Genomic DNA, 23,419 nt, shown 5'->3' on the forward strand with positions numbered 1-23,419 from the left:
TCTTTCCTCCTTGGTTTATTGCTGCAGTACGTATATTTTGCCACCGATAATCAGTTTGGTTGAAATGCCTTCCTTTTCCTCCATGATCAGAGCTGCTACCCTTATACGCCTATACTTTGGTTTCTTCACTTTGATTTCTGCCGGTTCATCGTTGATTTTCCATACTTCTCTGGCTACCTCCATAGGATCTCGGACCTTCTGCCAGCCAAGCCCGTTCAGGTTCACCTTCCCCCGGGAATTTACTTTGATTAGCTTCGGCGTCCCGTCCCGACTGTTCCGACTGCTGTACACCACTCCGTCCCGGCTTACGCTGTATCCCGGATAGTTAGGGATGGGTTTAAGTGGAGGGAGGATTGGTGTTGGCATTATCTGTTTCCTCTCCTGGTAGGTTGATGGGTGCCCAATGTGTAACGTTGTAAACTCGGTTACCGCCAAATCTGTGCCATCCGTAACCAGGACTGTCTAATAATTTAGCGCGCTGGGCAAGTTGCGGTCCGTTTTCGCTGATAACCAAATGCGTTACATGGCTTTCTATGCCCCTGTCGTACTCGTCATACTTGATCCATGGAATAATTGGTTTGGATTCAGCAGCCAGCAGTACCATTGCTATGTCCAATGCTTCCCGCAGCATGGTGTAACGCTCATGTGGATAGTTGCAATTGATTGTGTGGATTGCTTCTTCATTTGTCATAGGTTTGTTGTTCCTTTCTTTATGGGGAGCCAGACCATATTGCTGAGTTCAACAAAATGGTACGGCCCCCGCGCTGCTGGGATTATTCTGTCGATAGATGGCCTACGGCCTGATGCAAAACTTCTCGCACAATAAACTCATTCACTCTTTCCAGTTCCGTTTTTTCAATGACAACGTGGTCATACATATCAGCAGCGAAGAATTGTATTGTTTCATTTGTAAACTCTCTGACCATATCAAAAAATTCATCAGCGCCAACATATGAACTCTCCCAATATTCAAGTTTTGCCCAATCGGTCACATCTTCCGTTTTAATCATGAACTGCTTGACCTTGCTGGTCTCAACCTGTGGCAGCCTCTGTTCGCAGCATTCGCAATGCGATCTTTGTGTGACGTAGTTAACGGTTATTTCGCTCATATCCTCTTCTCCCCCTCAATTCACGATACTGTTGCAAGCATTTCTTCCAGTTCGTCCTTCAAATTCCTAACGCAATCCTTCATGGAATGACTGAGGTAACAACCCGTCTCCTTATACCTGGAATACGAAGCAATTACTTCACTGACCGTGTATGTGTACCCGCACCGGATGATATAATTCATGATCCGCAAAGATGCGTCCGTTTCTGCATCATACTTCCGTTCTCTTTCTCGCCGTTCATACTCAGTAATGCAGGCTGATTTTATGATTTCGTCATTTTTAACATCAACTACTGCATAATGAGGAACGACAAGATATTCCTTCCCACATTCGCTGCATTTCGGATCACTAAAAGCATGCAGACCCGTTTTAAAATCAGTCGGGATATCGTTAAAATCAAAGTCGGCATTCTCAAATACTACAAATCCTTTGCACCCTTCGACATTGCAGTGATGCGCTTCTATGCTCATCCTCTTCTCCCCCTTATACCTCTAGTAGTTCTGGATTCTCGTAGATAGTTCCCTTGTAAACATAGTCGTCATACACGGCTACTTCCCCCTGAAGATACCCCGGCAGGACTTGCTTCGTTTTTAAGCTGCGCACTACCCATCCAAGGCTGTATTCTGACCATTCTATAACGTACAGTCGCCCTTCAGATTGATATATGTCCCCTTCGTACATTTCCCTTCCCCGGCCGTTATCGTCCGTTAATCCAGTGAATTGCATCAGAATATGCCGATCCGTCTTTTCATTTTTGAAACTATAACGTTCTCCAAATTCCAATGTATTTCCGCGTTCCCATGTTGTGCCTGTGCTAACCCACCATGCGGACCAGTCCATGAGTTGAATCTGCCGCATTTCCTTACGTTCCTTATCCCACGCCCTAAACTTAATCTCTCTCACGTGTATCCTCTCCCTTTGGGGTCTATGCCCCCTTATAAGTTAAGTACCAGACCTGCTGCGGCCTCCGCTGTCGCTGAGTATTGCGGTCGAATCGGAGGCCTGACGGCCTATTTCTGGACGTTATAAGTTTTCATAAGCTCTTTCGATATCTCCGCTGCCTTAGTTCCGTCAATGTGGCCTTCATCCGCAAGGCATGTCGTCAGTGCCATGGTCAGCGCTGCAATACTTCTGGTTTGACTTTCAATCAGGTTTAGTAATTGGCGGTCCTTTTTCCGAAACATCATTGGTTATCGTCCTCCTTGGGTGCTGGGGTATCTGGGTATAGGGTGGAGAGAGTCCCACTGGCTAGATTAAACATCACATTAGCCGCCCTACCTTTGTCTCTCCACTGGCAGTATTCATCTGAGATAGCCTGTACTGCCTCTTTCAGCCGTTGTTCCCGGGCCTCTGTTGCGTCTGCACGTTCTTCCGATGCTGTCAGTTCATCGTTGAGAGCGCCCAGCAATTTGCTAAGTCTCAGTGCTTCTCTGCCGCGGCCTGAAGCAATCTCCTGGAGTGTCTTGGCTTCTTGGAGCCAGTAGGGAAGGGCATACAACGCCTCATGAAGCAGTTCAGCATCTTCGCCAAGCATGTTATCTGCGCGGACAGTAGTGTAAATCCCATCCTCATCCATCGTGTAAAAGGCTGCCGCTTCCTCTTCGCCTCCCGGATCTACGTCCCACGATTTTAGCTGCTCGGCTAGCTCCATATCCTTTTGCCAGTCCCTCGGTGTTTGTGTCATATCCTGTTCCTCCCTTAGTGGGAGAGGAGGGCTGTATACCCTCTCTGTCCCTGTATCTTCGTACTATTCATCAGCATCTACCCAAGCGTCATAGTCTGCTGCGGGGATGCTTTTAAGTGCGCAAACAAGCCTATAGACTTCATACTGATGTTCCAGCTCTAATTCATCTAAGCAGACACCGCAAACGTCAGATTCAAAACCGAGGCTATAACCGCAACGTTCGCAACTACCATTCACCGTCTCCACTTCCTTTAGCTGCACAATATGCTTCAGTAGTATGCCTTGCGCCCGGTCACCCGTTCATAATAAGCCCCTATTACCCGTTCTACTCCCGGAGGTACAGATTCTATACTTTGGGCATCCATTACCCGTGCAATAGCGCCTAACTCTATCTGCCCATGCTGATAGTTCTTACGCTCAGCAGCATTGTTCGCTGTCCGAATCATCTTTTTCAGACTGGCGAGAAACTTCGCTTCACCCGGATCTCCTGCTTCCATACCTTTAACTCCTTCCTGTGCAGTTTGCGTCTACTGCGGCACTGAAGTTTCTGCGATAGGAAACTCCACCTTTCCATTCTCGTCATACACCTCAAACAGTTCTCCCGTAGCCCGGAGTGTTGATTCCCTCAATTCCAGGATGCGCTTAAGCGTCTTACAGGTGTACACCTTCATGCCTTGGTAACGGCCATCCAGCCCGGTAAATCCGCCCCGGTAGAAGCGCGAGAAGTCTCTATGCTTATATACTGCCCGGTCATCACTCATGTAGGGCCGCTCCGGTACCACTGTGCCGTCAGTCTTCCGAATCTCCGGTAGCGTCTTCGCCTCCGGTAGCTTTCTTAAATAGAACATTCCTCTCACCCCTTAACAGATTGGTGTAGCGTTATATATGCCGCCTCTGCCCTCTCTCGGGGGCTAATTGTTGTCTGTACCTGTGTCATGGTTGGACCCCCGAAATATCAATTTCCCAGAATACCAAATCACGAAGTATTTGCCGCCGCTGGATGTCTGTCATACGATCAACATTAGCCAGCAGCCACGCAGCCTGTTCCGGTGTAGGTTCGTCATGTCCGAACGCGTGACAACCTGAATCTCCTTTCTTGTCTACCCATGGGAAGCAGCCAAACTTAATGAAATTGGGAACCTTATTGCTGTCTCCATCGAAAAATTGAACATCGTATTGTTTCACCAGTTCTACCGCCAGATGACGGTGTTCTTGATAACCGCATGAATGAAAGATGCCATCTGGTGCAAGGAAGCCAGAGAGCCCTGCATATGGGAGTTCCTGTGTCATGGCTGTGTCTCCCCTTATTCAAGTACTGACCAAGCGAACGCTGCTGTACGTTCATCTTGAGTGTCTTGGGATATTTTAAATAGTGCATCATGGTATCGGGCTATAATCTGGGAATGGCCTGTTATAATGTCGTCCTGTATCTTTATTTGGTCGTGTTGCCGGGCTATGGTCTGTAGTGCCTCTTCTAGAACAACCAGCAAGCTCGTGAGTTCTTCTACTGTCATAAATGTAATATCCGTGGGCGATAAACCCTCGTACCGCCCCTTTAACTCTTGTATCCGTTCTGGTGTCATAGCACCTTACCTCCATGCCGCTGCGGCCGAGTAGCATTGTAGGCCATCTTCTCCCGGATCGCCTGCTCTAGATCAATTTCATAACGACCGCAAGCGTCAAATACGCGGATTACGATATCAGCCAGCTCGGAAGGTATGCCGCATGGTTTCCAGTAAGGTGTATGTTGCGCAGTTGAAATTGCCTTATGACCTGTGTCTTTATCCTTTGCTTCGAACCACATTTCTGTTGGCGCAGTTCCGTTACGATAATCTTCCAGCGCCTCTGATGCCTCTGAGTGGATAAGAGCAATAATCTCCCCGAAGCTCCGGTCCTCGTCCCACCAGCCCTTATCTACTGCATTACTATGAGCATCTTGAACAAGATAATTGATTGTTCCAGGAGCGTAATAGACCAATTTATCTTTTTGAAACCCGTTTGCGTAGCCCTCACCAAATGCCAGAGCCAAGATGCAAACTGTTTCGGCATCGCCGTATTTATGAAGGGTTTCTTGAGGAACCCCCACTACGCCAAGCTTATCTACCATTTCCGGCGTTACATCAACCAAAATATACGCATCATCTCCGCCCTGTTGATCCACAACTTCCAGGCTGTTCAAAACATCCAATATCGCTTGCTTTTTTTCATTACTCATTACTTTTCAGCTCCTTTATTAGGGGGCGATTTACGCCCCGACTTATCTCAGAATCAATAATTAAGAGAAACTTGCTTCTGGTTCTTTATCAGGTTTAATTTCATCGCCTTCAGAATCAGAATCAAGGATTAGCTTCGTCCCATTTTGGTTGAGTTTCATTAGGAGTATTGAAAACTCATCCAAGTATCTTAGTGAATTAATATCGTGAATTGAATTGCGTTCGATTGTCCATTTTCCTTTGTCGAATTCAGGCCATGTGTGAATTCGAATTTCGAAGTTCATTTTCTTGTCATGCTCACATTCAAAAACCAATACTGCATGTTTTACACTGCTCCAAGACCGTTCTTCGTTAAATTCAACTTCAAAACGTACATCCACATATTCGAAAGATGGCGGTCCGTCTTCGTAACAAACCTCAAGATCATCGGTTTCAACGTTGTGCTCTACGTATTTCTTCCAACGTTCAAACAAATCAGTTACTTTGATAGTTTCCATTTCTTCTGGAATCATTAAATCCTTGAAGTTTTCCAGCATCTTTTTGTTCTCAAGCGCCGAACTTTTCAGCACATCCACTAAAACAGAATCAAGCTTAGTGATGTATTCGCTATAATCGTAATTTTCCAAATAAGGAATCATTACGGATTTAACTTGCTTTTCGATGACCTTTGTTACATCGCCATAAGAACCGAGCAGATCCTTAAGAGCGTTCTTGATTCCGTTTTCTAATTGTTCTGCAATCAGTTTCTCGATCGTCCCGTCCTCAAGTTTCTTAGTGATAACGTCTTTGATGCTGTTTTCCAACGACATATAATTCGCTCCTTTTGATTGTGATTTAACGTTGTTATCCGAATTAAACTGACCCATTATTGAGCAATTTGAATGTATTTCAGTGCAATCCTATTTTTGTATTGGCCTATAGTATTCGCTGATACTCCTACCGCTTTTCCTATCTCACGATGTAAGTAACCGTCCATCATCATTCTTACAGTCTCTTGCTCCACCGGAGTCAGAGCACAAATGAACTGATTAACCGCAAGCTCCGTATCATCTTCTTCATCTGCGATTGTTTCCGCCAATCCAAGCTCAGTTCCATCCTTGAATTTGATCATTCGATCTAACCTTGTGATTGATTTGGGTTGCAAGCCTGAATGAAACGGGATGTGAATTAATTGTGCTCTGGTTTCCAGGTATCTAAGAATGAAGCCTTTAATATATGGATAGGCAAACGTTGAAAACTTCTTAGCCGATGTTTTGCCGGGGTCGAATCTGTCATAAGCCATCAATAATCCAATGGTTCCCTCGCTGACTAAATCGTCCGGATCAATGCCTTGGAATCTCAAGTGTCCGAATTTCTTCGCAACCTCATGAACCATCTTATAGTGATTCTGGTAGCACTCCTCTTTTGTACCAAGCTGAGGATGGCTATCCCTTATTCGTTTTGTTGGAAGCTTCTTCAATGTTGTACCTCCTTAGTCCTCGAACCGTTCACCGTAGCTATAGACCGGTGCAGGCTCTGCTGCTCTTCCCAATGCATCTGCCATCATACTGGCGAATATCGCCATGTCCTTATCCTCGAAAGACTGCAGTAAGCGTATTTCAGTTGCTTTGAGATTTCGTCCGGCTGCTGCTGAGAGCAAATCAACAACTGGTTTAATTTGATTCTGTCGTTCCTGTTTCTCGTGCTCTTTCTGCTGTAGAGCATTTTGCTTGTGGTTGAATTCTTCCCAGTCTTTTTCGTCAAAGTAAAAATGATCTCCATATTTCTCACGGTATACTGAAATCCAATATTGAAGGAGTTCATCGGTCGTTTGGATCTTGTCATGACAGGGCCAGCAGACTCTGAGGCCGTTTGTCTTGACTCCCCGACCCTTCCGGCCTCTAGGCCACACGTGGTGTGTAGTAGAGGATGCCGCAGTCTTACAGCACGGGCATATTTCACCTTGCTCTGCAATGAGCTCAGCAATTACTTCATCTGTAAAATCACACCGATCTTTCGAACTCTTTCCTGATTTGTGATGAGCAAGGAGATCCTTCTTCCATTCTGGAACTTCCTTCTTAGCCTTGGATTTATTTGACCCCAGACTGCTATAGGTCTTTTTCTCCTTAACTTCCTTGACCGGTTTCCAAAATGTCTGATGCTCTCCCATGCTCTTTTACACCTCCTATATTTCTATTTTAGGGCTATAACAATGTTGTTCCGCCGCGCTGTTACTACGGTTTCAATAAATTCCCTCCAAATAGCCAGCCTGTTCCAGCGTTTGATAATGCCGTTCGCGCTCAGCTGCGGTGAAATGAATTGGTAAGACGGTGTGAGCAGCATAAAATGCAATTGCTTCTCTGATTTCCTGCGGCTGATCGTCAAGTTCCGATAAATCAAGTTTCTTTTTAGTCAAAGCATTCACTCCCCTGCACCTAAGGAAAATTTTCCTCATGAATTTTATTCGTTATCGCATTTCGTATATTTGTCTGTAACTCAATAATATACGATATCGAATAATAGGTCAATGGATCTTGCGGAAAAATATTCGTTATCGTATACTCGCTATAAGAGGTGATATATTTGAAGAAAGTACGCCCTAAACTAAATGAGCTGCTAAAAGAACGTGATATGACTCAAATGCAACTGTCTGAAAAATCCGGCGTTCCTCAAGGATCACTGAGCCGGTTTGATAAGAACTCAAGACACGAGGCAAGTCATTTATTCTCTATATCAGAAGCTTTGGGAGTATCAATTGAAGATTTGTTTGATAAGGAGCAAGAGGAATAAATCCTCTATGCTCCTTTTTTTACTGATCAGTGAATAAGTGCAATTTCTTGTTTCAGTTCAGGTTGTACCCACACTAGATTCCAACTCATCTCAAAACTCACGCCATGCTCTGACATTACCATTGCCATGAGGATTACATTTGCCATCCCCTCTGCAGCATCCGGGGGAACGGCATTGCCCACATACTCTCTTGCCTTAGCATCGCTGCAACCGTCAATCTGAAACGGCCTACCGTCAAGCAAGTATTTCGGAAACCCTTGCAGACCGACCGCCAACTCATACGTTGTAAACGGCCTGTGCCAAGTCCCATCCACAGAAATGATCATCATTACACAACGCTCGTTATATTCCGGTATTCGCGGATCTGCAATAGCTGCATTACCGGAATGCACGTCTCCAGAACCTGTTACTGTAGTGCCCGTTTCATCCCACTTTTGTACACCATAAGATCCTGATCTCGGCTTGCATCCCAGTCTCGGATCATTAATCGATGCCGCGCCGCATTGAACGTCTGTCTGCCCAAGGACTGTATTTGCTGCTTCATCCCAGTCTTCCACTCGGAATGTTCCGGGATAGCGTTGACTCCTTGTATTCAGCCTCGGGTCTGCTACAGATGAAGCGGAATTCATTATCCTGGCTGCGCCTCTGACCGTCTTAGAGGTCTTATCCCAGTCCTGCACTCCATACACATCCACTCTGTTGTAATCACCATCGTAGTGATCCCCAGGGGTACGAGGATCGGCGATAGCTAATGCTCCACTACCAAATCTTGTTCCTGTTACGCAAGGGGCTGGTTCATCGCATCGCACAATCCGATAAACTCCGGGATGCCTTCCCTCTCGATCGTTGAGCCTTGGATCACCTACAGATAGTGCTCCATTGTTGGGACGCGCTGCGCCGGTTACTGTCGAGCTCACCTCATCATATTTTGACACACGGTATATAGTTGGGTGCGTGCCGTTCTTGAAGCCCGTTCTTGGGTCGTTTACCGCCGACAGGCCGTTACTCCTACCAACACCCGCGCCGCCCGTTACTGTTCTCCCTGGCTTATCCCATTCATCAACTGCCCATGCTCCGGCACGGGGTTCGTGTTCGAGCCTGTACTTTTCAGACTCAATGCCTTCAAGATCTCGCCAATCACCACCAGCCGGGATAAAGGCTAACCGTTCCCATGTCTTCCGCTGAAGCATTGGGAGGCGATTCATTGGTCCTCCGTTTACTTCATCCCCAGGCATCGGCAGGTGTCCTATTACATCACCGATAGTTTTCAAAGGCTTAACCTCTGGCTTATACACAAAGGCCGGCATGCGCTTCTCATTTCTGGCTATAAGCAAGTACCGCTTGCGATGTTGCCCTAATCCGCCGATTTCTCCGCAGTCGTGAGTTTCATCATTGACCGCATATCCGTATTTGATGAGAGTGTCCTTGATCTTTTTGAGGATGTGCTTCCCTCTCGTCATAATGCGCGGAACATTTTCAAGTAAGAACAGCGCAGGAAGTTCGCCGCCGTAATCCCGGCAGGCCCGCAAGGAGAGATCGATTCCTCGAATTGTTAAGAGATTCAGCGCCTGATACTTTTTGCTGCTGGCTGACTTCTCCGGGAGCAAACCACTGAACCCTTTACAAGGTGGTGAAGTGAAAATAACATCCGGAACTTCTTCGCCAAAAGCTTTCCAGATATCCCAAGCTTCCGCCTCATGCCAAACTGCTGGAGGCTCATCTACTCCGTGGAAATCAAGATATTGCTGTCGATTGAACAAATCCATTTGAACAGCCCTGCCTCCTGTAATCTGTTCGTAATTTCGGCAAACTATGGGATCGGAATCGATGCTGCATAGGCTGCGGAAGTGAGCGACTTTGTTCATGTACTCAGCTCTGGCCCCCTTGAACCCGAGCGCTCCCCCACCGATACCTCCGAATAAGTACGCTGCTGTATATTCTGTCTTCACTTGATCACCTCGGGTTCCGGTGTGGTCAATACATTCTCGTTAAGCACCAGCTGCAGTTGATTCGGATCATTATCAGCAGCCTTCAACTGCTCCATTTTCCATACTATCCGGGACAATTCACTCTTATCGTGCTCGTCCAGATATCTTTCAACATCTTGATTTATGAGCATTATGGATTCTTGATTAGGCATACCCTTCATGTTTACTCTTCCTTTCTCATGGTTATCACACATGCTTATCTCCGATCAGAACCGATAGCGTTGCAACATCTTTCGTCTCATGAACCCTATAGGGAAGTAATATGAGGTTTCGATCAGCAAAGTAGATCGGCGTCATAGGACCGTTAGTTGACACTGGTTCCGTATCATTGGTCATTTTCATATACTGTTCATTTACATAAGCGAAATGATCAGGGAACTGAATGACTCTAGCTTGAAGTTTATTTCCGAGATCCTTGATAAACGGGGAGACTTCGCCCTGTTCATTCTGTTTTTCTGGGATATAAATCTTCTCGAAGCTAATAGGCTTTTGTTTTTCGGTATCCTGGATCTGTCCGGCAAAGCAAGTTAATGTTTCTCCCTTCTCAGGTATTTTTAAAAAGATAGAGAAAAGCGCTATTAAGACTTCGGATGGTACTTCTTCTACTCTCAACAAGAAGTGTCGGTTCGTAATGAAATGTTGTTTCTCTTCCCGTGACCAGATCAAACTTCCACTCTTACCGGATGCTTTTATCTGTTTTGAAATTTCTTTCAAGTTTAGTCCGTTATTCATTCCTATACCTCCGTCCGGTAGGGTAATACAATACGATAATTACGTTCATCATCTGTTCCTCTAAACACGATGGGAGAGAACTTTCCTGTAAAAGTAATTGATATTTCATTTGTATTAATAGACTTCACTGCTTCCAAGACATATTTGCAGTTGAATGCAGTTGCGAAGGATTCTCCTTGAATTTCCAGAATGTCGATAAGTCGATTGGCTTTACCAACGCCTGACACATTTGCTTTAAGTTCAAGCATTTTCCCTACTGCCATTCTCACCATCTTGGTTTTGTCCACTTCCGCGATAATCCAAACAGCCTCTAATGCATCTAAAAACTGTTCTCTCTCCACCTTAACCTCAGATAGAATATTGTTAGGAATCAATCTATCCACATCTGGATATGCTCCCTCTAACACTCGTGAATAAAAAACAAATTTCGAAGTGTTCACGATTAATTTGGAATCAACAAGACGGATTGAAATGCGTTCTTTGGGTTCGATTATTTTCGTTAGTTCTTTCATAGTTTTTGCTCCAACTACAACCTGCATGTCCTGCAAGTTTTCTATGGTTCGAACAGATGATGAAAGCTTATGCCGGTTCGTACCGGTTACAGTGATTGTGTCTTCGTGAAATTTAAATCTCAGGCCCATTAGGATAGGGGTGGCCTCTTCAGTGGAAGCAGCATACTCTGTTTCCTCCACCAACCGGATGAGGGTTTCTCCTTCAATTTCAACAGTAGGTCCAGGTTGTTCGTTGATAAACTCCGGATATTCCTCGAAATCTAAGCTAGGAAGATCATAATCTCCACTTTTGCTTGTTATCTTGGTCTGCATGCGTTCCGATTCAATATCAATGACGCCTTTCATCTTTTTCACAATTTCAGCTATTCTCTTTCCGGGCATCGTGATCGTACCTGGTTCAATGAGTTGATAATCATCATCCGCAATTTTCGTTTGGAGGAATTGCACCCCATCACCGCCAGTAATGAAAAGACCTTCCGGTGTTGCTTGGATTAACACTTCCGACAAAATAGGAACGATATTTTTGGATGATATAAATTTCGTAGCCTGTTCAATCGGATTAGCTAAAATATGTTTATCAATTGATATTTTCATGTCTATCCTCCTGTGTTATGAGAATTGTCTCTACGGCGATTACGTCCGCCAACATGCAGCACTTCAACAAAAGGTTCAATCCGTTCAAATATACGTTCAACCTTCTTCTCGTTTTGACGCGGGTCCATAACCTTAGCATCCTTGACGTTTAATAAGTGTTGCTTTAATTCCTTCATTGATAAATTAGATGTGTAGATTGTAACTAACCTTTCCATGCGGCGCTGGAGGATAGGTCCAAGTATTTCGTCCCTTGTCCAAATAGTTAAGGCCTCCGCTCCGATATCATCCAAGATGAGCACGGTCACGTTCTGTAGCGCCTCTAGCTTTGACAGAACCGTTTCCGTCTTTGAACTAATCGCGTCCTTTGCCTCGGCCATAAAGTCCGGTACATAGACCATAGCAACGTCTATTCCCTGAGATGCCAGTTCTTGTGCAATCGCCCCGACAATCATGCTCTTCCCAACTCCGAACTGACCATGGAGATAAATGCCACGCTTAGTCTTTCCGGCTTTATAATTTGCACAGAATTCCATGCATTTTGTGATTGCTTTCACTCTGTACCCATCCGGTTCGATATCTTCAAAAGTTGCATTCACAATATGTTCTGGTATGAAATGGCTTTTGATCTTCTCCGTAACCTTCTGACGTTTCTCGTAGGAGAGAAGCAATGGGCATTTCTGGAGCCTAAAAATTAAGCCTTTGCCGTCCTTCGGATTCTCTTCTACAACGCTGCAATGCCCTATGTGGTCGTTCTGACATGATGATAATCCCTGACATGTCTTACAGTTATCCGAGACTGCGATATGCCGCGAAATTGATCCGTAATTTGTGGGGTGAGTCAACATGTCGGTTCGCCCAGGAAATTTTTCCTTTATGCGAATCACTTCCGGATGTTCCTCAAGTTTTTTCATTACTTGAGCTTGGAATTCTGCGAATCCTTTCGGAATTAATTTCTTAAGTTCATCGCCCATGCTTTCCATCAAGCCTCAACTCCGCGTTTGGCTTTTAGTTTCTCAAGTGTCTTACGATACTCATCTTGGCTGATTTCAGGAACGCTTTCCTCATGCGCTACCGTATTGGAAGACTTGTCCTCTTGCTTGGCAAGCAGTCCATAAATTGCTCCTTCGCAGTAACCCAGGCTTTTGATTGAGTCTTTTTTATGCTTGGGCTTGAATTTGTCGAATGATTGATTGATACCGTCAAGAGCTATTGTCAAGGGCACTCCATCGGCAATGAGTTCGCTTATGAATGCCTCATCCTTGATGGTAATAATCAGCCCACTACCTTTACGATCGAGGTAACGACTTGAAACTGTATTACGATACTCTAATTCAGCAGCTTTCCGGTTGGAGTCGGAATCCCCGGCAGGAACGGCATCCTGGCTAACTGGTTTAATTTCGTTTTGAGATTCTTGATTCATGATTGAGCCCTCCTTTAAACAACAACTATTACTACTGTCTTTAATATTGTTTTTAAAAGAACTGTCTTTAGAGACCTCCTCCGCCTTAGAGCCGCAAGGGTTTGAAGCACCTTCAACTTCATCTTTTGTGAAGTTTTCTTCTTCAATAACTTCATCTTTTGTGAAGTCAGGGTTCACATTTTGTGAAGTTTCATCTTCTTGTTCTGGTTCTGAAAAGTTCACGTTTTGTGAAGTTTTTCGTTTCAAATTCAGATGGATAAGCGCATTAAAACGTTCAGATTCCCAGCCCACGACAGGGGTAATTTGCCAAAGATCGTAGTCCTTATTTATAGAAAATAGCTTTTCTTTCCTGTCCCAATTGATTACATTCGCGTTCTCCAGATGCTTAAGTTCACTTTTAATGTGGGTCGCCGGTACTCCGCAAATCTCAAAATCTTTTAATTTCGATATGTGTGCTACTTTGAGATTGCATCCATAGGACATCCTCCAGACGAACAGCAGGATGTCCTTCTGACGCTTCGTGAAGTTCCGGCGTATCAGTTCATTTATTAAATCATTGGCAAGCCTGACATAGCCCTTCTCTGGCTGCGTGTCCGCCAATCACCTCACCTCTCCTGCCGAACCAGTTGACCGTATAAAAAGGCTGTGATACGATAAATTAAATATATTTTGATTTGATTTTAAATGGCCGCGTCCCTCAACGTGGTCATTTTTATTTCAATACCTTCGATTAACGCCTCTAATTCTCTCGCTGCATCTCTCAGTTGCCCACTAGCTTGATCGATTAAATTTGGAACATCTCCAATAACACGAATAAATTTACGCAAAGATCTGATGCGAATCTCTATGCTGCGCTTGCGAAAAAGTGCGTCTATGATTTCGGTTTCAGACGGATTGAGATCCAAACGAACAAGGTCAACTCGAAGCGATCCGTCATTCAGGCTATCATGCAAGATTGCCACTGCTTCAAAATGAAACTCTGCTTGTTGTGTCATTTCAAACTGCTCGCCTAAGGCGATAACGGGGATGCTAAATTCTTGCATCTCTACGCCTCCCTAGTTTGTAAAAAAATCTCCAGGATATTAATTTCCCGATCTATTTCGGCAGATTGCAATCCTCGCCCAATAAAGTTTTGAAGTTGATTCATTCTCTTCCATGCATCATGGCGCTGTTTCAGGCGTTCATCCGTCATCACATGTAGTCCTCCGGTTGAAATTTCTGGACAAATTCAATTGCGTCCTCGAAATCAATTCGCCGAAGATGACTATATTTGGCTACACTGAACTGTTCTTTCAATTTACTCCATATTGTTCGCCGATATTTTCCGACCATTTCTTTAAATTTCATGTCCGAGTCTTTAAACCGGTGTTTGGTCAGCTCATTTGATCTCAATCTGACTACTGCCTGCATCTGATCACATTCAGCATCGATCAGCGTAACGCTATCGCGAACCTCCTGAACCATGATCTGGCATTCTTCAAATTTTTCACTTACATCAAGTTTCATTTCTTGGATATTCTCATGCATTTGCTTCATTTCTTCAAACATCATCCGCACAGCAGCGCCTTGCGCTTCAGATTGCTTCAACTGGTTTTCCAGCATAGCCAATGTATTACCTTGATTAATTAATGACATCTGCCTCTACCACCCTTCTGCCGTTTACAGCCGGCCGCATTTGATCGATAAATGTTTGAAGCATGTCCAGGCTCTCGTTAAAGCGCTTTTTCTCACTGCTCGATGCCGAAGCTACGGACCCAAGGTTTAGAGTAGTAACAGCTGCCTTCTGCAGGAACTGCTTCACATGGATACTTAACTGAACTGTGTTCGAATCCGCCTCATAACGCAGCTTCTTTAACTGAGCCATTTTCTGTTGTTCATCCAGATCCTCAGGTTGCTGAAGTTTCAACGTCTCCAGTTCCTCTTGAATTCTTTTATAACCGGCATTAAGATCACGCACTTTCTGAGATTCTGCTTCAATATCCTTTTTCCACTTCACGTCACGCGCTTTAAGTGCCGCCTGAGCTTCTTTGTCCTTCTGAGCAATAAATACCTCATTCTCTTCTTGCTGTCGCTCTATGGCGGCGTTAACCGCCTCTTCGAGTTGATCAGCAGGTATAAAGTCCTTGTATTGCTTTCTAAGGTTCTCTTTCTCCTTCTCTGCGGCCTCAGCTCGAGCATTTGCTTCCGCAGCAGCCTTTTCAGCTGCTTCCATACGTTCCTTGGTTTGAGTAAAAGCTTTATGAGTGCTGATAAGTCCGGCATCAAGCTCTTGGATGATTTCAGCCGTAGCATGTTCGGCAATGAATTTTGCCTTATCGTAATTACGGCCACTGCCAAATCCGGCTTGTTCAGCGACAATATCCCTGACTTGGCCTTTTTCTCCCTCAGGCAAATTTTCCTTATCGGGTGCAGTCATTCGTTCCTTGGCCTTGATCCGTTCTAACTCTTCAATTTTTTTCCCGTAAGCGATTCGCTCCGAAAAAGTAAAATCCCGACGATGCTCATTCTCGCTGATTTCCAGTTGTAAATGATGGGCATAATTACGCACATCCATTACGTTCACTGCCACCTCTTGTCTCCTCAGGTGCTGATGCGCTCTCAACCGCCGTTCTCCGGCAATTAATTGATAATCTGATGTTACGACAATGGGATTGATTAAACCGTTCTCTGCAATGTCCTGGGCCAGTTCTTCGATGCCTGAAAAGTCTTGCCGGATACGATCCGTTACTTTGATCTTGCTGATATCAATGAGCAAGCTAATTCCCCTTTCCTAAAGTACTGGTAAGCAATAACTCTCCAAGCGGTTAAGTGTCACTCTTTGAGGCTTAGCCTCACGATGCTGAAGCATTGTCTTTAGCTCCAGCGTTTTCGCCCGAGCAAGACCGGCTTCTCTCAAAGCGACTTTGTCTCCCTCTGCCAACCCTGCGGCTACTACTCTTGATAGAGCTTCATAAGCAATCTGTAAATCTTGTTTCAATCGAATTCTCCTTTCGGGTATAAAACTCTATGTTTTGGTCATTATTGCTTATGGGGGATATTTAAGAGCTGCAACTGGCCTTCTCTTGCTTCTCTATCCAATCAATTAAAGTTGATTTTTGTATCCGACGAACTTTGCGAACTTTGATGCTTGGAATATCCCCCTCTTTACACCAGCGATAAACAGTGTTCCGAGTAACCCCTAAGTAATCAGCTACCTGTTCGGGCGTGCAAATTTCTGGTAAATCTTCAGATCGCATTTCAAATCCCCACCTCTAATTATTTTTAGAGTTTTGTTCAAAAAAAAGGATATCGCTGAGATTACATTCTAAAAAGTCAACAATCAGCACTAATTGACGCAATCTCATTTCTTCAGGTTTCAATTCCATTTTGGCATACGTGCTTGGGTGTACATCAAGTAGTTCCGCAAGATCTTGTTTACTTTTGAAACGCTTTACCCTCCACTCTCTTAAGGTTTTTTTGTTGTCTATCCCTCCGTTTAAATTGATGTCCGCAATCTTACTCGATTCATTTGCGGTTTCAGTATTTATATGCATTCTGCCTACCTCCCTCCGCTAACCAAATCGTATTCTAAATTTATTTAGATGTCAACGCTAAATTACAATACATCTAATAATAATTAGATTTTTTGTGGAATAATTAGATTTTACATGGTATGATAAATAAAAAACAATGAGGTATGAAACGTGAAAACAATAGCTTTCGCCACTAATCTAACAAAGTTTAGAGAAGCTCGGGGTTTATCTAAATCGGAATTAGGTCGGAGAATCGGAGTTTCCGATGTTTCTATCGGATATTGGGAATCAGGAAAAAGTGAACCTAAAATGGGTTCGGTGCAACAACTGGCAGATGCTTTAGGAGTAACTTTGGAGGAGCTTGTATATGAGTCTTCTGAAAAGTCTATTGATTTACCAGTAAACGCTATTAAAATCAAACCTAAATCCCACCTAATACCTTTATATGGATCTATTGCTGCGGGACTACCTCTTGAAATGCTGCCTGTTGAAGAATACATAGAAGTCCCTGAAGAAATCGGAAAAAACCATCCTGATGCCTTTTTACTAAAAGTGAATGGAGATAGCATGAACCGTATTATCCCAAATGGGGCATACGCATTAATAAGTCCTTCATCTGTAGAAAACATTTCCAATGGAGATGTAGTTGTAATTCAAGTAAACGGTTATGATGCTACACTAAAAAGATTTTATCGCCTACAAAATACAGTTGTTCTTGAACCTGATAGCTATAACCCTGATTTTGTTGCTCAGAACTTTACTGGTCCTGATTTGGAAAGTTTAAGGATCGTGGGGAAAATGGTTTGGTATATGTCTCCTCCTAATACCAAATATTAATTATTATTTATTTGAAAGGAGGTGAAATTAAATGGCTAGAAAACCAAAAGAACCTTTAAAGTATCCAGGTGTTCGAGAGAAAGATGGAAGATTCACCTATCGCTACAGCATCCCTGGAACCAGTAAAACAGGGAGAAAGCAAAAGGAGACACCTAGTTTCCCTACAGCCAAACAAGCATACGAAGCCGGTATTCGCATTAAAGCTGAATTGCTTAACGGCGTGTACTTCGAAGAAAAAAACATATTATTTGATGATTTTGCTACTGAGTGGCTTACTATGTACGCAGCACCAGGAAAAGTAAAGAATTCTACTGTCGACATCCGAAGATGGGAGTTAAAAAAATGTTCGTCTTATTTTGGTAATAAGAAGATAGGTGATATCACAAAATTAGACTATCAAAAGATGCTTGATGACCAGAAAAACAAAGGTGCTGCGAAGAATACAATATCCCTATTAAACACAACTTGTAGAATGCTCTTTAAAAAGGCGGTTGATTTAGGGATAATTAATAACAACCCTACTAATGGTGCTGAGCTTCCAGCGTACACATTGACTGTAGAAGATTTAGAAAACAAAACCGAATTACCTCATTATCTTGAAAGAGACGAATTATCCAAGCTCTTAACTATTATTAAGATTCAGGGGGAATTGCAAGATTACAACCTTTTCTTTTTACTAGCGTATACGGGTATGCGAATAGGCGAATTGGCAGCATTAAAAACAAAAGATATTAATAAAGTCGAAGGTTTTATTTCCATTACCAAAACAATTTACATGAAGGGCAGTGCTACTGAATTTTCCCTCAACACACCGAAGACTAAATCATCTCACCGCGAAGTTGAAATTACGCCTAATGTTTTGTCTGTATTGGAAAATCAATTAGCTTGGCGCAATGAATTCAAAATGTCTCGCAGAAAAGAATATTACGATAAAGACGATTTTGTGTTTGTGAACAACAAAAACTTGCCAGGCTACCCTTTGAATATAATTTCGGTTGGCAAAAGATTTAAAGATTACTTGGAACTCGCAAAGCTTCCCTCGAACTTATCACCCCATAGTTTACGTCATACTCATGTTTCATTATTGGCTGAAATTGGAATAGATATTGAGACAATCCAGGAGAGATTAGGCCATAGCAACGCTGCGGTTACTAGGCGAATTTACTTACATGTGACTAAGAAAAGAAAGAAAGATGCCCCTATAAAATTCGATCTATTCATGAACAGAATATAATTGTGGGGAATCTGTGGGTAAAATGATAAATCTCCCTTATTCTATAAGGTGAATTTATCACAGATTTCATGATAAATGTCACAAGCGCCCATTATGAAAAAAGACGAAACCCGTGATCAGTGATCACCCGGATTTCGTCTTTGGATCATATCAAGAATAAAAATACTTAGTAAGTCCACCAGTTGCCGGACATCACAATCATGGAGAACAGCTTGATGCTGTCTTCATAATAATCCTCTGCCGCGCTGCCTGACGTATGGCTCCAGAGTGAATTCAGCCAGCTCTGGTTCCCTGATGAGGTCATTGCGCTTACACCGAACGGAGCATAGAACGCGCCGCTGTTGTAGCTGCCAAAGGTAGTTCCGTTCAACTTGTAGCCGTCTTTGATGTTGCCAGGAGTACTGCTTACCTTGGTCTTGATCCAGCTGTTCAGCTGATTCAGCTGGGACAAGGCGCGGTTATCGCCTGTGAGCAAATAATCGGTGGTAATCCGCCATGGTGTGCGGCATGAGTTGTAGTTATAATGGCCGTCGTTAGCATCCTCCAGAAAATTCGCTGCGGCCGGTTTGTAGGTATTGCTCGAGTAGACTACGAAATCCGGCAGCAGGCCAGTGGTAGAGCTATAACCGGTATAGAGGCTGTTAATAATCGTATAGGTCTTATCCGTTACATTCTGCCAGCGCGCATCCCCGGTAGCGGACTGGAAGGCCTTCAAATGGCTGAGCATGAAATCGGAAGGACGGGTTGCTGTATTGTATGAACCGCTGTTCGCCCAGTCCCCCAGGCGGATGGTCCACTGGGTCTGATTGATCTCATTATCCATGATTGCATTAATGATGCTGGTTGCTGCCTGCAAATAGTTAACTGATCCCGTGCTTCCCCATTGTCTGTGAGCCAGCAGCAGCGAGTACGCAATATCCATATCACCGTCCGTTGCGGAATCCTCGCCTTCGATATTCTGGAAGCTGCTGTTCTGTTTCCAGGACATCAGATAAGGATTGATGGAGCTTGGATGTGCTGTGTAATAATTGTAGAGTCCATTATAGTACGTCTGCGCATTGGTGTCGTAACCGGCCATCAGGACAGTGAACAGCATGCCGTAGCCATGCGCTTCGGAGACGGTCTCCCCGTCTGAATTATATTTGACATAATATTTGCCTGTCCCGGCCGGTTTGAGATAAGCGCCTTTCCAGGCATCCCATTTAGTCTTAACCGCATTATCCATAACCGTCTGTGTGACATTATTCGGTTTGATGGTTCCGGCCGTATAAGTCGTATGCTGCGGGAACGGTTTGTTCACTGCGGCGAAAGCGGACCCGGCAGGCAGGATAAAGAGCGCCAGACAAAGAAGCATCAGACTTTTCCAGTGCAGCTTGCGTTTCCCTTGCTTATTCATAACGCATTCACTCCTCATGATTTGGTGGATATGGCTTCGAATCCATTGCAATCACAAACGAACTGCCGTAGGAAAAGTTCACCCCCTCACATAGAGTATCCGCCTAACTGTCGCCGGGCTAAAGTTAAAGCGCTTTAACTTTAGCCCCAAAAAAATAATTATTCCTGTAAAAATTGTATTTAAGAACATATTTAATATATTATTCCAGAGAGTTCGTGTCAATGAGCATATGGTCCTGCGTATTACATGTCTATGAAGATATACGCAGGGGGCAGGGGGATGAGCCTGCCTGTCTTCTGCCCTTCTGTCCTCGCCCCGGCAAAAAGCCCTCCCGGTCGTGGATTATCCACCAACTGGGAGGGCTAAGTATTAATAAGTCTATGCTTCTGTGGCGATCAGGCTAGTCCACATCAGGCATCATATGCTCCGCAATCAGCTGCTGCTTGCGGTTCCACAGCTGCTCGCTGAGATTCACGCGGAATACTTCAGGGTTCAGCTTACGCAGGTACTCCGGCCAGAACAAATCAAGCTGCTCCTGATGGTAGCGGCGGATCTCGTTCAGATCCGGCAGCTGATAGACCTGGAAGCCGTTCACCACAATCGGCTCCAGCATCGGCAGCGCCTCGTAGTGCTCCACATGTTTTCTCATATACGGATGCAGCGGATTGAACAGCTTGAGCCGGACACCGTTACGCGGCGCCTCTTCCCCGGAGAAGCTGATGTAATCCGCCAAAGCTTTGCCGTTCTGCCCGATAATGCGGTAAACGGCCTTTTTGCCGGGAGTCGATACCTTCTCGGGATTGGAGGAAATCTTGATTGTTGGAATCATCTCTCCGCTTGGAGATTCAATCTCGACCAGCTTGTAGACTCCGCCCAGAGAAGGCTGATCGGAAGCTGTAATCAGCTGGGTTCCAACCCCCCAAGTATCAATAGCCGCGCCTTGCGACTTCAAGTTCATGATCGTGTTCTCATCCAGGTCATTGGAGGCAACGATCTTCACATACTGCAGGCCGGCTTCATCAAGCATTTGCCGGGCTTTGCGGGACAGATAGGCCAAGTCACCGCTGTCGAGCCGGATGCCGTTCATCCGTTTGCCCTGCGCCTCCAGCTTCTTGGCAGTATTTATTGCATTCGGCACACCGCTGCGCAGGGTATCGAAGGTATCGACTAGCAGGGTAACGCCGTCCGGCATGACTCTGGCGTAAGCGTCGAAGGCTTCCTGTTCGCTCGGGAAGCTCTGCACCCAGGAATGGGCATGGGTGCCCTTCGTAGGAATGCCGAACATTTTGCCGGCCAGCATGTTGGAGGTCGCATGGAAGCCACCCACATACGCTGCACGGGCTCCCCATACGGCCGCATCTGCTTCCTGCGCACGCCGCGTCCCGAATTCAAGCAGCGTATCATTCGGAGCCACCTGCTTGATCCGGGAGGCCTTGGTTGCAATCAGCGTCTGGTAGTTCATGAAGTTCAGGATGGCTGTCTCCACCAGCTGAGCCTCCATAATCGTGCCTTCCACGCGGATCAGCGGCTCATCCGGGAAGACAAGCGCGCCTTCCTTCATCGAATGAATGCTGCCCTGGAAATGGAACTGCAGCAGCTCCTCCAGAAACGCCGGGGCATAATTCTCCTCCTGCTCCGACAAGTAGCGGATATCATCCTCTGTAAACCGCAGTTCAGCGATATACTGGGCGATCCGCTCCAGGCCTGCAAATACCGCGAACCCGTTGCCGAACGGCAGCTTGCGGAAATAAGCTTCAAACACAGCCCGGCGTTTGTGTGTGCCGTTAACCCAATGGGCGTACATCATATTAATCTGATATTTGTCTGTATGTAGAGCAAGTTCTCTCCTCAAGTCCTCATCTCCTAATAGTTGCACTGCTGTAGCGGGATCTGCAGTTGCTGTTGTGTTATATAATCCAAATTTCCCCTTCGTTCCTTACAGCTTTTGATATTATCTTCGTTCAATTATATTTTTATCTATGTGGAAGCGACCACCTTCGCTCCGAGGCTGCCCCGGAAATGTCCCAGCGCCCAAGTGTGGCCGTCCGGGTTGAAGCTGGCTACCGCATCCTCGTGTACAATAATGCTTAATCCCAGATTGTACGCATCCACTGCCGTATGCAGCACACAGATATCCGTACATACTCCGATCAGGTGCAGCTCGGTAATGCCGCGTTCACGCAGCTTCAGCGCCAGATCCGTGCCGCTAAAAGCGCTGTAACGGGTTTTGTCCATCCAATAGATGGCTTCGCGGTTCGCTTCGTATACGGCCTTCAGGCTGCCGTAGAGCTCACGCCCCTGACTGCCCCGCAGATTATGCGGCGGGAATAACTTACTCTCCGGATGATATGGATCATCTGCTTTATGCAAATCTACAGCCATCACAACATAATCCCCGCTCTGCACGAACTGTTCCGTGAGCTGGCTAACCCTTGGTGCAATGTCGATACCGGGCTGCCCAACCGGCAGACTTCCGTCAATGAAATCATTGGTGAAATCAATTACGATGAGTGCTCTCATAAGCAGACCGCCTCCTAAAAGTGTTGTGAGCTTAAGCTTTCCTGCAGCTTAGGTATAAATCGATAATAAAGGTTCATGGTCCGTGAACATATAGAGCTGTGCCGGACGCTGGGAGTATTGATTGGAGCTGAGCGGATTGCCCGCTTCATCACTTACTTCCTTTAATATACCCTGCCGGCTGCGTGTTGACGTAATTTTACGGATAAAATTCGGTTCTTTGAATTCAGGCACGACCGTCTGGATCACCTGATACAGCTCACTCAGTGTGAAATGGCGCGGCAGAAACTGCCGTGCAATCGTAGTCTGCAGCATTTGCTGCTGAATCCGCAGATAAGCATCGGTAATAATATCATGGTGGTCAAAAGCCAGCTCCAGCTCCTCCAGCGCTTCCTGCAGGGTGAACAGGCCAACCTCACCTGCATCATCAGAGGCCTGCCGCTGCTCCAGCATCCACTCCTCGACCAGTGCAAAAAACGCATGGCTGATGATCCAGCCGCGCGGATCGCGCCCCGGCTTGCTGTAGACACCGAGATATTCCAAATGGCCGCCGTCTACGCCGGTCTCTTCCTTCAGCTCGCGCGTAGCCGCATCATAGATCGATTCATCTTCCTGGCAAAAGCCGCCCGGCAAGGCCCACATGCCTGCATAGGGCCATTTCTTGCGCCGGATCAGCATAACTTTCAGCTCCCGCAGCGGGAGTGTCTTCGTGACCGTCTTCCGTTCGCGTTTGGTCAGCGTAAACATGACAATATCCGCCGGAACGCCGTCCGGAGTGCGGTATTTTTTGGCGTTATAGGTTTGTTCCACGTTCTCGCTCACTTTAGATCATCCTTTGCCGCAGCTATATTTGCTGTTCGTATCTTTTAATGTACCAAACCTGTCCTCTTAAAATCAACCGC

General features: G+C 45.3%; 35 protein-coding genes. 3 read left to right on the forward strand and 32 right to left on the reverse strand.

Features of this window, described 5'->3' with window-relative positions:
• Positions 1-15: 15 nt before the first annotated feature.
• The 15 genes from NSU01_RS19930 to NSU01_RS20000 form a co-directional block, all read right to left on the reverse strand.
• On the reverse strand, positions 16-366 hold the full coding sequence (locus tag NSU01_RS19930) for a hypothetical protein (protein WP_076242911.1): 351 nt from the start codon (positions 364-366) through the stop codon (positions 16-18).
• The gene (locus NSU01_RS19935) at positions 338-691 is read right to left on the reverse strand and encodes a hypothetical protein (RefSeq protein ID WP_076242910.1); all 354 of its coding nucleotides are present in this window, start codon (positions 689-691) and stop codon (positions 338-340) included. Before NSU01_RS19935 ends, NSU01_RS19930 begins: the two co-directional genes overlap by 29 nt.
• Positions 692-773: 82 nt before the next feature.
• Positions 774-1,109, reverse strand: coding sequence for a hypothetical protein (locus NSU01_RS19940; RefSeq protein WP_076242909.1), 336 nt, complete (start codon positions 1,107-1,109; stop codon positions 774-776).
• A 20-nt stretch (positions 1,110-1,129) separates the two neighbouring features.
• Positions 1,130-1,579: a hypothetical protein gene (locus NSU01_RS19945; protein WP_076242908.1), complete on the reverse strand. Its 450-nt coding sequence runs from the start codon at positions 1,577-1,579 to the stop codon at positions 1,130-1,132.
• A 13-nt stretch (positions 1,580-1,592) separates the two neighbouring features.
• A complete protein-coding gene (locus tag NSU01_RS19950) occupies positions 1,593-2,012 on the reverse strand; it encodes a YopX family protein (RefSeq protein ID WP_076242907.1) in 420 nt (139 codons plus the stop codon).
• 107 nt (positions 2,013-2,119) lie between these two features.
• Positions 2,120-2,296 (reverse strand): hypothetical protein, encoded by a 177-nt coding sequence (locus NSU01_RS19955; RefSeq protein WP_179093440.1) that lies wholly within the window; start codon positions 2,294-2,296, stop codon positions 2,120-2,122.
• Positions 2,293-2,793 carry a hypothetical protein gene (locus tag NSU01_RS19960; RefSeq protein ID WP_076242906.1) on the reverse strand — a complete coding sequence of 167 codons (501 nt, stop codon included), beginning with the start codon at positions 2,791-2,793 and terminating at the stop codon, positions 2,293-2,295. The genes NSU01_RS19955 and NSU01_RS19960 overlap by 4 nt, the downstream gene beginning before the upstream one ends.
• Positions 2,794-3,062: 269 nt before the next feature.
• Positions 3,063-3,290 (reverse strand): hypothetical protein, encoded by a 228-nt coding sequence (locus NSU01_RS19965; RefSeq protein WP_076242905.1) that lies wholly within the window; start codon positions 3,288-3,290, stop codon positions 3,063-3,065.
• A gap of 30 nt (positions 3,291-3,320) precedes the next feature.
• On the reverse strand, positions 3,321-3,641 hold the full coding sequence (locus NSU01_RS19970) for a hypothetical protein (RefSeq protein ID WP_076242904.1): 321 nt from the start codon (positions 3,639-3,641) through the stop codon (positions 3,321-3,323).
• A gap of 85 nt (positions 3,642-3,726) precedes the next feature.
• On the reverse strand, positions 3,727-4,083 hold the full coding sequence (locus tag NSU01_RS19975; protein ID WP_076242903.1) for a hypothetical protein: 357 nt from the start codon (positions 4,081-4,083) through the stop codon (positions 3,727-3,729).
• A gap of 289 nt (positions 4,084-4,372) precedes the next feature.
• Positions 4,373-5,008: a hypothetical protein gene (locus NSU01_RS19980; protein ID WP_256703769.1), complete on the reverse strand. Its 636-nt coding sequence runs from the start codon at positions 5,006-5,008 to the stop codon at positions 4,373-4,375.
• A gap of 60 nt (positions 5,009-5,068) precedes the next feature.
• On the reverse strand, positions 5,069-5,815 hold the full coding sequence (locus tag NSU01_RS19985; RefSeq protein ID WP_076242901.1) for a hypothetical protein: 747 nt from the start codon (positions 5,813-5,815) through the stop codon (positions 5,069-5,071).
• 56 nt (positions 5,816-5,871) lie between these two features.
• Positions 5,872-6,465, reverse strand: a complete 594-nt coding sequence (locus NSU01_RS19990; protein ID WP_076242900.1) for a sigma-70 family RNA polymerase sigma factor — start codon at positions 6,463-6,465, stop codon at positions 5,872-5,874.
• A gap of 12 nt (positions 6,466-6,477) precedes the next feature.
• Positions 6,478-7,155, reverse strand: coding sequence for an HNH endonuclease (locus tag NSU01_RS19995; RefSeq protein ID WP_076242899.1), 678 nt, complete (start codon positions 7,153-7,155; stop codon positions 6,478-6,480).
• A gap of 72 nt (positions 7,156-7,227) precedes the next feature.
• Complete coding sequence (locus tag NSU01_RS20000) at positions 7,228-7,401, reverse strand: hypothetical protein (protein WP_156118609.1); 174 nt, start codon at positions 7,399-7,401, stop codon at positions 7,228-7,230.
• A 158-nt stretch (positions 7,402-7,559) separates the two neighbouring features.
• On the opposite strand from NSU01_RS20000, the gene NSU01_RS20005 reads away from it, so the two are divergent.
• Positions 7,560-7,775 carry a helix-turn-helix transcriptional regulator gene (locus NSU01_RS20005; protein WP_144025995.1) on the forward strand — a complete coding sequence of 72 codons (216 nt, stop codon included), beginning with the start codon at positions 7,560-7,562 and terminating at the stop codon, positions 7,773-7,775.
• 26 nt (positions 7,776-7,801) lie between these two features.
• Here the strand turns inward: NSU01_RS20005 and NSU01_RS20010 are convergent, their stop codons facing one another.
• From NSU01_RS20010 to NSU01_RS20070, 13 genes are all read right to left on the reverse strand, one after another.
• Entirely contained in the window at positions 7,802-9,724 is a 1,923-nt protein-coding gene (locus NSU01_RS20010) for a DNA cytosine methyltransferase (protein WP_076242898.1), read from the reverse strand.
• A complete protein-coding gene (locus NSU01_RS20015; RefSeq protein ID WP_076242897.1) occupies positions 9,721-9,924 on the reverse strand; it encodes a hypothetical protein in 204 nt (67 codons plus the stop codon). Before NSU01_RS20015 ends, NSU01_RS20010 begins: the two co-directional genes overlap by 4 nt.
• A gap of 25 nt (positions 9,925-9,949) precedes the next feature.
• Complete coding sequence (locus NSU01_RS20020; RefSeq protein WP_076242896.1) at positions 9,950-10,495, reverse strand: hypothetical protein; 546 nt, start codon at positions 10,493-10,495, stop codon at positions 9,950-9,952.
• A 2-nt stretch (positions 10,496-10,497) separates the two neighbouring features.
• The gene (gene dnaN / locus NSU01_RS20025) at positions 10,498-11,601 is read right to left on the reverse strand and encodes a DNA polymerase III subunit beta (protein WP_076242895.1); all 1,104 of its coding nucleotides are present in this window, start codon (positions 11,599-11,601) and stop codon (positions 10,498-10,500) included.
• A gap of 2 nt (positions 11,602-11,603) precedes the next feature.
• On the reverse strand, positions 11,604-12,581 hold the full coding sequence (locus tag NSU01_RS20030; RefSeq protein WP_076242894.1) for an ATP-binding protein: 978 nt from the start codon (positions 12,579-12,581) through the stop codon (positions 11,604-11,606).
• Positions 12,581-13,621: a replication protein gene (locus NSU01_RS20035; RefSeq protein WP_076242893.1), complete on the reverse strand. Its 1,041-nt coding sequence runs from the start codon at positions 13,619-13,621 to the stop codon at positions 12,581-12,583. The genes NSU01_RS20030 and NSU01_RS20035 overlap by 1 nt, the downstream gene beginning before the upstream one ends.
• A gap of 80 nt (positions 13,622-13,701) precedes the next feature.
• Positions 13,702-14,064: a hypothetical protein gene (locus tag NSU01_RS20040; RefSeq protein ID WP_076242892.1), complete on the reverse strand. Its 363-nt coding sequence runs from the start codon at positions 14,062-14,064 to the stop codon at positions 13,702-13,704.
• 2 nt (positions 14,065-14,066) lie between these two features.
• On the reverse strand, positions 14,067-14,216 hold the full coding sequence (locus tag NSU01_RS20045; protein WP_179093438.1) for a hypothetical protein: 150 nt from the start codon (positions 14,214-14,216) through the stop codon (positions 14,067-14,069).
• Entirely contained in the window at positions 14,213-14,656 is a 444-nt protein-coding gene (locus NSU01_RS20050) for an ORF6C domain-containing protein (protein ID WP_076242891.1), read from the reverse strand. The genes NSU01_RS20045 and NSU01_RS20050 overlap by 4 nt, the downstream gene beginning before the upstream one ends.
• The gene (locus tag NSU01_RS20055; RefSeq protein WP_076242890.1) at positions 14,643-15,776 is read right to left on the reverse strand and encodes a ParB N-terminal domain-containing protein; all 1,134 of its coding nucleotides are present in this window, start codon (positions 15,774-15,776) and stop codon (positions 14,643-14,645) included. Before NSU01_RS20055 ends, NSU01_RS20050 begins: the two co-directional genes overlap by 14 nt.
• A gap of 15 nt (positions 15,777-15,791) precedes the next feature.
• Complete coding sequence (locus tag NSU01_RS20060) at positions 15,792-15,998, reverse strand: hypothetical protein (protein WP_076242889.1); 207 nt, start codon at positions 15,996-15,998, stop codon at positions 15,792-15,794.
• 61 nt (positions 15,999-16,059) lie between these two features.
• A complete protein-coding gene (locus NSU01_RS20065; protein ID WP_076242888.1) occupies positions 16,060-16,257 on the reverse strand; it encodes a helix-turn-helix domain-containing protein in 198 nt (65 codons plus the stop codon).
• A gap of 15 nt (positions 16,258-16,272) precedes the next feature.
• On the reverse strand, positions 16,273-16,554 hold the full coding sequence (locus NSU01_RS20070) for a helix-turn-helix transcriptional regulator (RefSeq protein WP_076242887.1): 282 nt from the start codon (positions 16,552-16,554) through the stop codon (positions 16,273-16,275).
• Between the two features lie 150 nt (positions 16,555-16,704).
• Between NSU01_RS20070 and NSU01_RS20075 the strand changes: the two genes are divergently transcribed.
• Positions 16,705-17,370, forward strand: coding sequence for a LexA family transcriptional regulator (locus NSU01_RS20075; protein ID WP_083705271.1), 666 nt, complete (start codon positions 16,705-16,707; stop codon positions 17,368-17,370).
• A 31-nt stretch (positions 17,371-17,401) separates the two neighbouring features.
• Positions 17,402-18,604 (forward strand): site-specific integrase, encoded by a 1,203-nt coding sequence (locus NSU01_RS20080; RefSeq protein ID WP_076242886.1) that lies wholly within the window; start codon positions 17,402-17,404, stop codon positions 18,602-18,604.
• Between the two features lie 166 nt (positions 18,605-18,770).
• Here the strand turns inward: NSU01_RS20080 and NSU01_RS20085 are convergent, their stop codons facing one another.
• From NSU01_RS20085 to NSU01_RS20100, 4 genes are all read right to left on the reverse strand, one after another.
• Positions 18,771-20,000, reverse strand: coding sequence for a glycosyl hydrolase family 8 (locus NSU01_RS20085; RefSeq protein ID WP_076242885.1), 1,230 nt, complete (start codon positions 19,998-20,000; stop codon positions 18,771-18,773).
• Between the two features lie 400 nt (positions 20,001-20,400).
• On the reverse strand, positions 20,401-21,852 hold the full coding sequence (locus tag NSU01_RS20090; RefSeq protein ID WP_076242884.1) for a nicotinate phosphoribosyltransferase: 1,452 nt from the start codon (positions 21,850-21,852) through the stop codon (positions 20,401-20,403).
• Between the two features lie 125 nt (positions 21,853-21,977).
• The gene (locus NSU01_RS20095; protein WP_076242883.1) at positions 21,978-22,520 is read right to left on the reverse strand and encodes an isochorismatase family cysteine hydrolase; all 543 of its coding nucleotides are present in this window, start codon (positions 22,518-22,520) and stop codon (positions 21,978-21,980) included.
• Positions 22,521-22,568: 48 nt separating this feature from the next.
• Positions 22,569-23,339, reverse strand: coding sequence for an NUDIX domain-containing protein (locus NSU01_RS20100; protein ID WP_039304691.1), 771 nt, complete (start codon positions 23,337-23,339; stop codon positions 22,569-22,571).
• Between the last annotated feature and the right edge of the window lie 80 nt (positions 23,340-23,419).

The sequence above is a fragment of the Paenibacillus sp. FSL H8-0259 genome (genome assembly GCF_037963255.1).
GTDB lineage: Bacteria > Bacillota > Bacilli > Paenibacillales > Paenibacillaceae > Paenibacillus_AQ > Paenibacillus_AQ phytohabitans.

What these genes read in the sequence shown, in the direction of transcription:
- NSU01_RS20020 (WP_076242896.1), bottom strand. Translation starts at nt 10,495, where the DNA reads ATGAATAACGGACTAAACTTGAAAGAAATTTCAAAACAGATAAAAGCA.
- NSU01_RS19955 (WP_179093440.1), bottom strand. Translation starts at nt 2,296, where the DNA reads ATGATGTTTCGGAAAAAGGACCGCCAATTACTAAACCTGATTGAAAGT.
- NSU01_RS20030 (WP_076242894.1), bottom strand. Translation starts at nt 12,581, where the DNA reads ATGGAAAGCATGGGCGATGAACTTAAGAAATTAATTCCGAAAGGATTC.
- NSU01_RS19935 (WP_076242910.1), bottom strand. Translation starts at nt 691, where the DNA reads ATGACAAATGAAGAAGCAATCCACACAATCAATTGCAACTATCCACAT.
- NSU01_RS19985 (WP_076242901.1), bottom strand. Translation starts at nt 5,815, where the DNA reads ATGTCGTTGGAAAACAGCATCAAAGACGTTATCACTAAGAAACTTGAG.
- NSU01_RS19940 (WP_076242909.1), bottom strand. Translation starts at nt 1,109, where the DNA reads ATGAGCGAAATAACCGTTAACTACGTCACACAAAGATCGCATTGCGAA.
- NSU01_RS19995 (WP_076242899.1), bottom strand. Translation starts at nt 7,155, where the DNA reads ATGGGAGAGCATCAGACATTTTGGAAACCGGTCAAGGAAGTTAAGGAG.
- NSU01_RS20095 (WP_076242883.1), bottom strand. Translation starts at nt 22,520, where the DNA reads ATGAGAGCACTCATCGTAATTGATTTCACCAATGATTTCATTGACGGA.
- NSU01_RS19970 (WP_076242904.1), bottom strand. Translation starts at nt 3,641, where the DNA reads ATGTTCTATTTAAGAAAGCTACCGGAGGCGAAGACGCTACCGGAGATT.
- NSU01_RS20070 (WP_076242887.1), bottom strand. Translation starts at nt 16,554, where the DNA reads ATGCATATAAATACTGAAACCGCAAATGAATCGAGTAAGATTGCGGAC.
- NSU01_RS19975 (WP_076242903.1), bottom strand. Translation starts at nt 4,083, where the DNA reads ATGACACAGGAACTCCCATATGCAGGGCTCTCTGGCTTCCTTGCACCA.
- NSU01_RS20065 (WP_076242888.1), bottom strand. Translation starts at nt 16,257, where the DNA reads ATGCGATCTGAAGATTTACCAGAAATTTGCACGCCCGAACAGGTAGCT.
- NSU01_RS19945 (WP_076242908.1), bottom strand. Translation starts at nt 1,579, where the DNA reads ATGAGCATAGAAGCGCATCACTGCAATGTCGAAGGGTGCAAAGGATTT.
- NSU01_RS19960 (WP_076242906.1), bottom strand. Translation starts at nt 2,793, where the DNA reads ATGACACAAACACCGAGGGACTGGCAAAAGGATATGGAGCTAGCCGAG.
- NSU01_RS20085 (WP_076242885.1), bottom strand. Translation starts at nt 20,000, where the DNA reads ATGAATAAGCAAGGGAAACGCAAGCTGCACTGGAAAAGTCTGATGCTT.
- NSU01_RS20040 (WP_076242892.1), bottom strand. Translation starts at nt 14,064, where the DNA reads ATGCAAGAATTTAGCATCCCCGTTATCGCCTTAGGCGAGCAGTTTGAA.
- NSU01_RS19930 (WP_076242911.1), bottom strand. Translation starts at nt 366, where the DNA reads ATGCCAACACCAATCCTCCCTCCACTTAAACCCATCCCTAACTATCCG.
- dnaN (WP_076242895.1), bottom strand. Translation starts at nt 11,601, where the DNA reads ATGAAAATATCAATTGATAAACATATTTTAGCTAATCCGATTGAACAG.
- NSU01_RS20080 (WP_076242886.1), top strand. Translation starts at nt 17,402, where the DNA reads ATGGCTAGAAAACCAAAAGAACCTTTAAAGTATCCAGGTGTTCGAGAG.
- NSU01_RS20015 (WP_076242897.1), bottom strand. Translation starts at nt 9,924, where the DNA reads ATGAAGGGTATGCCTAATCAAGAATCCATAATGCTCATAAATCAAGAT.
- NSU01_RS20050 (WP_076242891.1), bottom strand. Translation starts at nt 14,656, where the DNA reads ATGTCATTAATTAATCAAGGTAATACATTGGCTATGCTGGAAAACCAG.
- NSU01_RS19965 (WP_076242905.1), bottom strand. Translation starts at nt 3,290, where the DNA reads ATGGAAGCAGGAGATCCGGGTGAAGCGAAGTTTCTCGCCAGTCTGAAA.
- NSU01_RS19980 (WP_256703769.1), bottom strand. Translation starts at nt 5,008, where the DNA reads ATGAGTAATGAAAAAAAGCAAGCGATATTGGATGTTTTGAACAGCCTG.